Raw genomic sequence first — 12,436 nt, forward strand, 5'->3', positions numbered from 1 at the left:
ATTGGTGACGGTGACCTGCGTCTTGCTGTCATTGGTGGCGTCCAGCGTCGCGTCGTCAGTCGCGCTGACCGTAACATCGCCGCCCGCGACCAGAGCGTTCACATCGCCGCGCGTCGCCGCAGACCAGCCCGCCGTGGTGCCAAAACCCGTATCCGCCGGGATCGCGACACTGCCCGCCGCGCCGGTCCATTTCCAGACATTGCCATCCGCCGCGATCACGAAATCGCCCGTTTTCAGATCCGCGCTGCCCGAAGGCTCGACAAAGGCGCCGGTGATCCAGGCCCGCGCCCCCGCGCTCAGCTTGTTGGAGGCGATGATGCCGCCCACACCCTTGCCCGTCGCACCGGTCAGGGCGCTGGCCGCGCTGGTCGTCTCGTTCCCGGTTTTCGCCGTGACGGTCGCGGTATTGTCCGCCGTGACGGAGATATCGCCATCCGCCGTTGCCTGCACACGCTCCATATAGGCGCGCGCCTCCGCCGGTTCCTCCCCGTCGAAGGCCTCGGAAATCGGGCTGGAGCCGATCAGCGTCTCAACCGCGTTGAACAGCACGTTGGACGGTTTCCAGCCCATCGTGTTGAACGCCGCCAGCACGCCATAGGCAGTATCGCCGGTCGCCGTGATCGCCTGCATGTTCGCGGACATCACCATGTCGTTGATCGCCGTGACGATCACATTGCCGGTATCCGTCGCACCCCCCGCCGCATCGCCGGCGTTCAGCGTGCTGTCGATGACCGCAGCCTCCGCCGCGCCCAGCATCACGTTGGTGCCGACCGTGCCGCTGATCGCCTTGCTGACCCCGTCGCCGGTCGCGGACCCGCCCGAGGAAGAGGTGGCGTTGTTCACGTCCACATGCATTTCCGCCGCCAGATCGGCGCGCACCGTAATGTCGCCATCCGTGGTGTTCAGCGTGGCGTTCCTGACGATCGCGCTGGCGCCGGAGCGGTGATCGTTCAGCACGAAGACCACGCCGGTCGCCTTGCTGTCAGAGCCGCTCTTGTCCGGGTCGCTGTCGGGGATGTTGTATCCCTGCGGAATGATCGAGCTTTCCGACGCCTGACGCCACAGGTCCAGATCGAGGAAGTTCGCCGTGCTCAGATCGACCAGAATCGGATTGCCCGAGGCATCCACATCGTTGCCGAGGTAATAATAGATATTGCCGGCCGGATCGATTTCCCCCTCGCCCGCTGCGGGCACGTTGGTGAAATCATCCGCAACCCGCACGCGATCCTGAAAGCCGAGCGCGACAGCCCCGCTGACCAGACCTGTATCGAAATCCACCGGGAACACATCGTTCAGCGTTTCCTGCAACACGTCCACACCGCCGGTATTCGACGTGGTGGAGGAGGTCACGAATTTCGTGTTCGAGAAGAACTTCGAGCGGTCCTCGGCCGAGATCGTCAGATCGTTGCCCGCGCTCAGCTTCTCACCCGTTGCTGCATCGGCATTGTCCACCAGAATCTGCGCCTTGGCCTGCGCCTTGTTCGAGGTGATCAGCGCGCCGGTGCTTTCGCCGCCCGCATCCTTGATCGCGCCCGCCTCTGACATCGTGGCGTTCGTCACCGTCGCGTTCATCAACGCGGTGGTGTACGCCGCCGCGTTCAGATCGCCACCAGCCAGGATATTGCTCGCCGTGATGGTGACCGATCCGCCGCTCTCGACCTTGCCATCCAGCAGATCGTCCGAAATGAACGGATCCCCGATGATCGCCTCGAACGTGTTGAACAGGATGTTCTGCGCCGCCCAGCCCAGTGTGTTGAAGGCCAGCGTCAGGCTTTCCGCCGTGTCGCCGGTCATGGCGTTGGAATCGATGGTGCTGTCCATCACGGTCGCCTGATCGGCAATGATCGTGACGTCGCCCACGGTCGCGCGCAGGTCCGCATCGTGCACCACCGTCGCCGCCGCGCCCAGCAACATGTTGGTCGCCACCATGCCCTGCTTGGCCACCACGGTGCCCGAACCCCAGGTCGATCCGCCCGAAACACTGACGGAGGTCGTTACGTTCGACAGCAATGTCGCGTTGCCCGTCGCCGCGATCACGATATCGCCCGTCGTGGCGGTGATGGCGACCTCGCGCACATCCACCTGGGTGGCACCGTCCACCTGGTTCGTCACCACGGTCGCGCCGGTCGCGGTCGCGTTGGAATCCGCCAGATTCCCGAGGTTCGGAGACAGCAGATCCTGCACATCCGGCACGACGGACAAATCCGCCCACAACGCGGACTCGCTCGTGTCGGTCAGATCCGCCGCCTTCAACGCGCCCATGTCCAGCGTCGCGTCCGGCCCGAGATAGATAAACACCCGCCCCGTCAGGGCGTTGAGCGCCTGCGCGTCGATCAGCGCCTGACCGGTCAGCCCGGTCGTGTCCACGCTGCCCATCCGCATCATGTCCGAGGAGGTGACGAACTGCGATCCGGAATGGTTGGTAAAGCGGTACTCGTTGGCGGCGGCCTTGGCCATGTATTCGCCAACAATGTCCATGTTGTTGATCGCGGTCGCGTCCACCAGCAGCGATGTGCCCGCGCGCATGTTCGCGCTGTCCTGCGCCGTGACGCTCAGCCCGGCGGCGGTCACGTCGCGTTGCGCATCCGCCCCGATATCCACCCAGTCCGCATTCGTGGCAAAGCCTTGCACCGCATCGCTCAATTCGACCGATGGCGGCGTCGCGACGATGGTCCAGTCGTCGGAATTATCCTCGATCAGCGTCTTGAGCTTGTCACCTGTGGTATTCGTGATCGAACTGCCGTCATAGCGCAGATAGACCCCGATATCGTCCGCGAAGCCCGGAACCAGCCCCAGCAGACGCACGGTCGTGCCGGTGGACAGGCTGGAGGGTACGGATTCCAGGCCCAGCCCGTCATCCGCGTCGATCACGCTGGGCGCGCCGGTCCAGACATAGACCCGCCCGCCGGACACGACCCGGTCGCCGGTGGCCAGATCGGTGATGGTGGCGTTCAGGTCGTGGGTCTTGGCCGCGCCGGAGATCCAGGCCTTCGTTTCGCTCGCCACCCGGTTGGTGGCCAGAACGCCGCCGGTCGCCGAGGCGTTCGCGCCGTATTTCAGGTCCTTGTAGCTCTTGCCCTTGTTGACCTCTTCACCCTTGTCATTGGTCTTGGTGGATTCAGCGAAGGCATCGACCAGCACCCGGTCGTTCTTGGCCTTGGTCTTCGTGTCCGCACCGACCGTGGCGTTCAGAATGCTGACCTCGGCCAGTTCCATCCCTGCGGTGCTGCTGTCCTTGATCTGCCAGATGCGGCCTTGGGAGTCCGTGACGTACCATTGCGCCCCGGCGGCCAGGATTTCGACCGTCAGATCGCCCTCATACCCCACGCCGAGCGTGGTGAACGCCGTCTCAAGCGCGGTGGTGATCGCCGCATCCGCAGTCGCGTCCGCCGCGTCGTCTGGCTTGGCCACCGCCACGTTGTCCAGATCCGCCGCCGTGACCGCGTTGGACAGGATGTCGGTGGGGTCCGAGATCACGTTGCGGCTGGCCGCGCTGACGTCCAGATCGCCCGCGACGGTGGCGCTGACGTAATCCATGAACGCCTCGGCCCCCGTCGGGTCCGTCTCGATGAAATAATCCGAGCCCAGAAACGCATCCAGCGCCGCGAACAGGATGTTGCCGGTGTCATAACCGACCGTGTTAAACGCGAAGGTGAAGGCCATCGCCTTGGACTTCGCGCTGGTGTTCATGTTCAGGAACGCATCCATCGTCGTGACGTTCAGCGCCTTGACGGTCACGTCCCCGCCCGCCGTGGTGGTCACGCTGCCATTGGACATGCCTGCCGTGGCCTTGGAAAACAGGGCGTTGGTCGCGACCACGCCGCCACTGGTTTCCTTCGCCTCAATGGTGGAGGAGTTGTGTGCCTTCAGCGAAGCCCGCTCCCGCGCGATGACGGACACATCGCCATCCGCGATCAGCGTGCTTTGCGTGACCAGCGCCACTGCACCGCCATGCGCCTCGTTTCGGGTCAGCATCGCGGATTGCGCGCTGGAGGCGCCGCCCGCGCCCTTGATCGCGAACCCCTTGAAAATCGCCTTGGCCAGCGATCCGGTCAGCAGATTGCCGGTATCCTTGAGCTGCCACAGGTTCAGGTCCGTAAAATCGACATCCGCCCAGTCCGCCACGGTCAGCGGCGTGCCGCCCAGATATTCGTAGAGTTCATCCGTCGGATCCGCACCGCCGACGCCTGGCACCTGATGCAGCACACGCTGCCCGAACGCGATGGTCTGATCCGCGCTCCTGGTGGTGTAGGCGTAATCGTTCTGCGCCTTGTCGATGATATTGTTGACGATGCCGAAGCCCAGATCGTTATCCGCCCCGGCTGCGGTAATCATCGCGGTGGTCGCATCCATCACCGTGCTGTCATCCGCCAGGATCGCGATGCCCGCCCCGGTGATCGTGCTGGTGATGACAGTCGCGCGCGCGGCACCCGACAGCATGTTCTGCGTGACGACCGCCCCCGCCGACGCCCCGTCCGCCCCGCGAAAGGCCGAGGCCGCCGTGGTCGCATTCATATCCGTCAGCGCCGTCAACGTGGCGGAGTTCACCGCGCTGACGCTCAACGCATCCACGCCCGCCGGTGTCGCGGTCGCCGTCACGGTCGATCCCGTGACCAGCGCCGTCGCGCCCGCCGGACGCTGCGCGCCGATATCGCTGGCCAGCAAGGTGTCGAGCGCCATGAACAGCAGGTTCTGCGCCTCGTACCCGACCGTGTTGAACGCGATCATCAGCGCCTTGGTATCCGCCCCGCCGGCAAAGGCACCGTGCAGCGTCGCATCCATCGCGGTGGCGTTGGTGGCACCGACCAGCGCACCGCCATTGGTCATCGTGACGGTACTGTCGCGCAGGGTCGCAGTGGACCCGCCGTTCAGGATATTGAGGATCAGCGCCCCGCCCACGGCGTTGCTGTCGCCGTCGCCGGTCAGGGAACTGCCGCTCGACACCGTGACGCCGATATCGCCCAGCGAGGTCAGGTTGCCGGTTCCCGCCGCCTCGACCTTCATGTCGCTGGCCGCCGCGATATCCGTCTGCTGCACCAGCGCCGCAGCACCCGAGTCGACCTCGTTACGCACCACGACACCGCCCAGCCCGATGGCGTCCGTCTCCTCGAAGGAATTGCCGGTGGGCACCAGATCGGTTTCGGTCGCGACCTTCCACAGGGTGGTGTCGGTGAAATCGGTCGAGCGCAGGTCCACCTCGGTGCCGTCAGCCCCCATGAACTTGTAGATATCGCCCGCCGTGCCGGTGGCCGTACCGGTCGAGCCGGCCAGATCGGCGTAAAGCTGCACCCGGTCGCCGAAGTCCAGCGACGGGTCCGACCCCAGTGTCGCGGGCGTCAACAGATCGCCATCCGTCTGGATCGTGCCATTAGTCCGGTAATCCACCGGGCTGATGCCGCCGATCAGCGAATCCACATTGGACGCCCCGCCGTCGGTCGCCGCTGTCGCGTTCGCCACCAGCTTGACATTGGCATTGATGCTGGCGCCGTCATCGGCCTTGACGCTTACATTTCGGGTGGAGGTGATGGTGGAGCGTGTGCTCCCATCATTCTGCACACTCGCACGGGTCGCGGAGGTCACCATGTTGGTGGCCAGCACGATGCCCGCGGCATAGGACTTGGTCTTGCGGCTCGCCGCGATGGACTCGTTCTTCGCCACGTTGGTGGCGGTCGCGTCCAGCAGCATCTGCTCTGTCGTGGCCAGAACGCTGACATCGCGCCCGCTCAGCGTGGATCCGCTGACAAGGGCCACAGTCTCGAACCCGGTATAGGTCACGTCCAGACCCAGGCCCAGGATCGTGTCGATCCCCTCCTCGAAATCGGTGTAATCCACATCCCGGCCAAGGTTGTTATACGCCACCGCCAGTGCAATCGCCGCCCCGTCGCCGCCGACGGTCTGCGCAGTCGCCTCCGTCTTGGAATCCAGCAAGGCGTTGCTGGTCGCGGTGATATCCACATCGCCCGCCGCCGTAATCGCCGCCCCTGTCACGCTGGCCGTGGTGCCGCCCAGCAATTCGTTCACCGCCAGCGTCCCCGCGATGTTCAGCGCGAAGCCCGTCGGGTTCACATATCCTGTCGGCACGTTGAGCTGCTGCGCGCCGGAATAGGACACCAAAACCATCGCATTCGTGGCGGTAACGTCGATGTCGCCGGTGGTGGCGGTCACGCTGCCGCCCGAGACGACCGTCGACACCGAGCGCGTCACCTCGTTCAAAGCCAGCCCGAATGGCAGGCTGATCGAGGTGAAGCCCGCCAGCCCGATATCGAAATCCTTCGCCTGCACGATGACGTTGGACGTATCGTTCGCGGACAGAATGACCGCGCTGCCCGAAACCGTGGCACCCGTCAGCGACACGCCAGTCGTGCCTGTCACCGTGTTGCTGGCAACGATCGCCTCGGAGGAGACGGTGGATTTGTTCTTTGCCGTTGCGGCAACCACACCCGTGCTCGTCACCGAAGCCGATCCAATGGTCACCGTCGCGGTATCGTCCACCACCTGCGCCGCCAGCCCGAACAGAGTGCTTTCGATAGCCGAGGTCACATCGCCCGAGATCTCACCACTGATCGAGACGTAGCTGCCCGAAACATCGGCACCATCCGCAATCGTCACCGTCGCGGCACGCGTGGCATTCAGCGTAGAGGCCAGCGCATCGAAGCCGATCGTCGCACCGTCCTGCGTGCCAAAGACAGCATCGGTCGCCGTATACGCGGCCGAGGTCAGCGTAACGGTCAGGTCGGTGCTGTTGAGCGCGTTCAGCTTGACGCTGTTGCCGGTCAACGTGCCCGCAACATCAACCATCGCACGGTCGCGCAACGTGACATCCGCGACGAAGGCCAGCGTGTTGTTCGCCTCAACCTCGATAGTGCCGCGCGTCCAGGCCTGTATGTCGATTGCGGTCGCGTCGATGACCGATGCGGCGGCCACGTCGATGGTCGCATCCGCGCCCGCGACGAAACTCTCCGCCACGCCAGTCAGGGTCGCCGTACCCGTGGTCGCAGCCGTCGCGAAGATATCCACCGTCGAGGAGGACCGGATCGAGCCATCGACATCAATCAGATAACTCGGATTGTCGTCCACACTGGCCGATCCGCCGGTCCTGCCGCTGTTGGTGCCTGACGCGTTGAACGTGACCTTGCCGACCTTGGACGCTGCGGTTCCCAGACTAACCCCATCCGCCACACGGATCGATTCCGCATAGGCCGCGATCTGGCCCTGATACCCCTCGTCGAAACCGATGAAATCGACGGAATCCGCGCCGCTTTGGCCGACGATCTTCAACTCGAACGAGGAGTCCAGCGTCGAGGCGTCGAAATCCACCGCGAAATGATCGTCGCCCTGATCGCCGTTTATCGTCAGGGTGCTGATGCCCGTCAGGTCCCCGCGATAGATCTCAACGTCGCCATTGTGCCGGTCGGTGATGATGACTTCCTGCGCCGTTGCCCCGGTCGCAATCCGTACTCCAATCTCCGTTCCCGCATTCAGATCGTCGTCGATCCTGACGGTCAGCGTCGAACCCGATACCGCCCCGGACGCCATCACATCCGTATCGTAGGTTCCGGCGGCCAGTCCGAATGGATCGGCCGACAGCAGAACCCGCGGTTCCATCGGGTCGAGCATCAGCCGCCATGCCGCGCGCCGCAACCGCTCAAAACGGTCACGGTCACGATGCTTCAAACGGGCGCGAAACCCACGGTTGATCGGGAGGTGGGGCAAACTACCGACAACACGGCGGCCAAACGGCATGGACACGGGCAAGTCTCCTGCAAAAAAACATTCACTTCAACACGTTAGCGCCACCCTACCCCCGCAGGTGGCGAAACCGCATCTCCGCAGTTTCCTTGTAGTCCAAAAGGCCCGTTTCAATCCAGCCTTTTCTAGCGAAACTCATCAAAAGCGATCCGCAGAACGCCCTTTAATCACTAGAAAAGAATCGCTTTTCAATAAAGTTTAACGAAGGCCGCAACGTTGATGAAGCGTCAAGCAAAAAACTACACAGTGGCGGGACTCTCTCTTGTTGCAGAACCAACGCAGGTGCAGCAAAACGTGGATAAGCTTCAAGATATTGAGCAATCCAGCGCCTGTCCGCGATTTTTAACATTTGCGCCACCTTGCGGGCCAAAGCGATATCCGGCGGGCAATCCAGCCAGATCGAGGCCGAAATCAGCGGCGCAACCGGGGGCCATGCCGGGCCAAGCAGACCGTCGAGGATCACTCGCTCGCCCCCATCGCGCAAACGCTCCACCAAACCCGGAGCGGTGATTTCATCGAACGGGGCGCCACGCCGCAGCCAGCATTCGATTTCATCAGGCGATCTGCCGGTCATCGTCTCATGATCGTCCCATGCCACGACTTCCGCCCCGACGCGGCACGCGAGGGCATGTGCGAGTGTGGACTTGCCCGATCCCGGCAATCCGCAGATCGCAAGGATCATGTCTTGACCCCCACCGTGATATGGAACGGCAATCCCAGATCGGGCGTGAATTGCCTCACCTCGCATCCCCGCGCGCGCAATGCCGCCGCATACCAGTCGCCCGAGCGATAGAACGGCGCGAAGACCAGATCCGCGCTGAGCCAGTACGGCAATGGCCCCGCAGCTTCCAACGGCCCCCGCTCCGCGATGATCACCTGACCGCCCGGCCCCAGCGCGACCAGCGCGTGATCCAGCAGGGTTCCGCGTTGATCCTCAGGCCAATCATGCAGAACGCTCTTGAACAGAACGGCATCCCAGGGCGCGCCGGGCAGTTCATCCCACTCACCCTGCCGCGCATCCCCCGCCACGAATGTCGGCCGCGCGCCCGATGCCCGCTCCGCGTTGCGCCGCTTGCCCAATTCGCAAACACCGGGAAGGTCGAGCACCGTCACCTCCGCCCCGAACGCGGTCATGATCGCGGAGGCCAGAACACCGACATTCCCGCCGACCTCCAGCACACGCGCACCGGGGTCGAGGTCGATTGCGGCGGTGATTTCCGGGGCTTCGGTCTCCGTCAGGACGGCCACGTAATCGCACCAGATCTGCGTGCGGGCGAGGGCATCCGCATCGGTTTTCAGCGCGTGGGAATAGTCGAAGATGTCGAAGGTATGCGCCTGTTTCATGAAGGTCGGCAGATCGCCCACCAGATCCGACATGCCCATCGCCAGATCGACGCTGACCGCCTTGAGAAACCGAAGCTTGTGCGCCAGCGCGGTCCGCCTTGCAGGCCACACACGCGCGAACGCGTCGGTCAGCGAAAGCGTATCGCCCGTCCGCACCACCACGCCCGCCCGTTCCAGCAAAACGGGAAAGAACGCCGCCTCCGCGGGCAGGTTCAGCGCATCCACGGGCACCGCCCCATCCAGCGCGATACGGTCGATCAGACCGCGACGCATCCCCAGATCGAGCGCCATGGCGCCGGGAAAGGTTTCGAGAAAGGCGTCTTCGGGTGCGTGGGGATTTGCATATGTCATGGGCGGAGGGTGGCCGCAGGCGCAGGGCCGGTCAATACAGGAGTTTTCCAGCGCGCAAGCCCTTGAAATTTCGTCCGTTTTGCGAAGTTGCCCATGGGCAATTCCACCCGACTTTCTTACGCTTGTAAAATGGGCGGCTCATCCGAGGCCGCCCAGGTCTTTGTGAACATTGATCTTTCCGAAAGTTGCCCGTGGGCAATCGCACTATCGTCGCTTGGCGGGATAATGCTCGGCCATGAATTGCGAGAAGCACTCCTTGACCGCCTCGCGGCTTAGGCCTTCGTCGAATTCGAGGCGTATGGTGCGCCCGGATTTGCGCATCGTGATGCCCTCACGCTCCCCTGCCCGCTTGAAGCTCTGCGTTTCCTTCGGTGCACGCGGAGCCTTCGGCGGTGTGTTGAGGTAGTTGAAAATCGCCTGCCCATCGGTCAGCGGGTTGCCTGCCTCACGCCGTCGGATCAGTTCGCTGCACCGGTCGAACAACGCCCGCTCCTCCTCAGGTGTGGCCATCCATCGTCGAAGCGCGCGGGCGTGTCGCTCCTTGATCAGCGTCTTGTCGCCATAGGCCAGCACGATCTGTCCGGGCAGTTTGGCCAGTTGCAGATAACGGCTCAGCCACGCCGGGGAAACCTCGAGCCGCGCGGCCATCTCCTTTTGCGAGCCGCCGTAATACATCATGCAGGCCATCGAATAATCCACCGCTCGTTCGTAATCGGAGATGTCGCGGCGGTCGCGGTTCTCGATATCCGCGAGGCGAAACGCCTCCTCATCCGTCAGGTCGCGCACGTCGATCAGGAACTTGAATTTCGGATAGTTGTTCGCCCGCAGCCAGCTGACCGTCCAGTGACGGCGCGCGCCGCAGATCACCTCGTATTCGAAGCCGTCCTCAGCATCCACCCGGCGCACGATGGCGGGAAATTCCTGCTGACCCTGCGCGCGCATACCCTCGATCAGATCGGCGCAGTTTTCCTCGTTCAGCATGTCGTAATCGCGGTTGTGCTGCATCCACATGCGGCAGATCGCGGGATCGACCCAGCGCAGGGTCTTCTCCTCGGTATCGGCACGATCGCTCAGCCCTGTGCGCCGTTTGAGGAACCGGGTGCCGGATTGGCGGTCGGTTTCATGGGTCTTCGCGGTGTCCAGACCGGACAGAACATCGTTGAATACGTCATCGTGGCGTTTGCTCATAGCAGGCCCTCCTTTCGCAGACCGGCATGGTGGCTCGGCCAGGATTTGCGGATCAATAGTTCGACCTCACGACCGACGGCGTCGAGATAGGCCCGGCACCGGCGGTGGGTCTCGGTTCGGGTCTGGGCCCCGGTCAGTTCGTAGACCGTGTGCAGGTTCGCCGTCGCGTTGTCGATTTCGGCGCTGTCCTTCAGCACGGCCTGCAACATGTCCTGCGGAAACACCGCATCCATCATACGTTTGATGGCGACATGCGCCGATTTGTTATCGTTCATCTTTGTGGCCAAAATCTTGACGAAGCGATAATCGCGCGCGCCCCCAGCCTCAGCCAGATCGCCCAGAGTCGCGTTCATCATCTTGAGGAAATGCGCGGTCGAGGCGAAGTCGATATTGTTGGGCGGTGCTGGAATGATCAGCGCGTTGGCCGCACGCAGCACGCTGAGCGAGATCATTCCCAGTGCGGGCGGGGGGTCGAGCAGGATGATGTCGAACTGGTCCTTGATGCTGTCGATACCGTCGCGCAGACGGTCGAGCACGAATGCATCCTCACGCACCATGCGGGCCGCAAATTCGTATTCCGCATCATAGAGCCCCAGATTGGCGGGGATCATCGCGATGCCGGGCCAGTAGGTCGCCCGCAACGCATAGTGCAGGGATTTCGGGCCCCCGTGCCGAAAGAAGGGGTAGAGGGTTTCGTCCTCGTCATCGACATCGACATCGGGGTTTAGGCCGAACATCGAAGTCGTGGACGCCTGGCTGTCGCAATCTATGACGCAGACGCGGTAGCCCTTGAGCGCGAAATATTGCGCCATGTGGCAGACGACGGTGGATTTGCCGACGCCGCCCTTGAAGCTTTGCACCGCGATCACGGCGGCCTCGTCCGTATCGGCGCGATGGGGCAGGGTGCCGAAGACCTGCCGCATTCGGTTGATGTCGGACAGGGCGTAGCCGGTGCGGCGCCCGGTCTCGGCGTCCTTCTCGGCGACGGGCAGGCGGCCATCGTCCTCGGCCTCGCGGATGGTCTTCTCGGTTCGACCGACCATTTGCGCAGCCTTGCGAACGGTGAAGCTGAGTTGCAGACGTTTCGAGGTGCCGGGCGCGAACACACGGTCGCGCAGGCGTTCGATTACCGTGGCCGCACGGGAGGAGAGCAACTCCAGCTCCGTTTCTCCGACGGGAGGCAGCACGGATGGGGGCAGGGGGGACTGCGACATGGATCGCTCCGCTGTGAAGAAAGGTTGCGCCAAGCTTGCCGGTTTCGGGATTCCGCGACAAGTGCGGTTTTTGAAGGTGAACCCCTCAAAAACCGGAAATTCCGGTAAAATGATCCGATGGTCGGAGCTGACATGCTGCTGAGTCGCAAAAATCACCCGATTGGTAAGGCTCGATTCGGTGTGAGAGGTGGCCCTTCCCCTCACCAGTAAACTCAAAATCACCTCTTCCTGGTTCAGATTCTTGTTGTTCTTTGTTCGTGAGGGCTAAATATCTGATAATCCAAGGGTATTAATGCATATTCCTTACCTATCGGGTGCGTCGCCCTACATATCGGGATGGTTTGGCTTACGAATCGGGCTGGTTGATCTTACGAATCGGGAGGCTGGCGTATCCTTACATATCGGGACGGGCGGGGCGCAGAGAATCGGGTGTCAAGGAAAGCCAATGAAAACAGGGGCAAAATTGCTGGTCGGGAGAAGCGGGCTGAGACCGTCGCTTACGTTTCGGGTGATTGCGCAGGTGGAAATGCCGGTGTAAGCTTACGTAACGAGGCTGACAAAAGTAAGAGCATAGACGTATGGCACCCGAC

At 63.0% G+C, this 12,436-nt stretch carries 5 protein-coding genes (1 of these 5 only partly in view); all 5 read right to left on the reverse strand.

Annotated features, from left to right (window positions below; genetic code table 11):
- Positions 1-7,674 carry the beginning of an LEPR-XLL domain-containing protein gene (locus H1S03_RS11250; RefSeq protein ID WP_185804531.1) on the reverse strand. 24,141 nt of this gene lie to the left of the window's left edge, so the window shows 7,674 of its 31,815 coding nt (coding positions 1-7,674); it begins with the start codon at positions 7,672-7,674; the stop codon falls past the left edge of the window.
- 238 nt (positions 7,675-7,912) lie between these two features.
- Positions 7,913-8,431 (reverse strand): AAA family ATPase, encoded by a 519-nt coding sequence (locus H1S03_RS11255; protein ID WP_185804532.1) that lies wholly within the window; start codon positions 8,429-8,431, stop codon positions 7,913-7,915.
- On the reverse strand, positions 8,428-9,444 hold the full coding sequence (locus H1S03_RS11260; RefSeq protein WP_185804533.1) for a methyltransferase: 1,017 nt from the start codon (positions 9,442-9,444) through the stop codon (positions 8,428-8,430). Before H1S03_RS11260 ends, H1S03_RS11255 begins: the two co-directional genes overlap by 4 nt.
- A gap of 204 nt (positions 9,445-9,648) precedes the next feature.
- Complete coding sequence (locus H1S03_RS11265) at positions 9,649-10,632, reverse strand: ParB/RepB/Spo0J family partition protein (protein WP_185804534.1); 984 nt, start codon at positions 10,630-10,632, stop codon at positions 9,649-9,651.
- Positions 10,629-11,846 carry an AAA family ATPase gene (locus tag H1S03_RS11270; protein WP_185804535.1) on the reverse strand — a complete coding sequence of 406 codons (1,218 nt, stop codon included), beginning with the start codon at positions 11,844-11,846 and terminating at the stop codon, positions 10,629-10,631. The genes H1S03_RS11265 and H1S03_RS11270 overlap by 4 nt, the downstream gene beginning before the upstream one ends.
- Positions 11,847-12,436 lie beyond the last annotated feature (590 nt).

Origin of the sequence: Pontivivens nitratireducens (assembly GCF_014235845.1) — a bacterium.
GTDB classification, from domain to species: domain Bacteria; phylum Pseudomonadota; class Alphaproteobacteria; order Rhodobacterales; family Rhodobacteraceae; genus Pontivivens; species Pontivivens nitratireducens.

Excerpts from the sequence above, each read along its gene's own strand:
- H1S03_RS11255 (WP_185804532.1), bottom strand. The coding sequence starts at position 8,431 with ATGATCCTTGCGATCTGCGGATTGCCGGGATCGGGCAAGTCCACACTC.
- H1S03_RS11260 (WP_185804533.1), bottom strand. The coding sequence starts at position 9,444 with ATGACATATGCAAATCCCCACGCACCCGAAGACGCCTTTCTCGAAACC.
- H1S03_RS11265 (WP_185804534.1), bottom strand. The coding sequence starts at position 10,632 with ATGAGCAAACGCCACGATGACGTATTCAACGATGTTCTGTCCGGTCTG.
- H1S03_RS11270 (WP_185804535.1), bottom strand. The coding sequence starts at position 11,846 with ATGTCGCAGTCCCCCCTGCCCCCATCCGTGCTGCCTCCCGTCGGAGAA.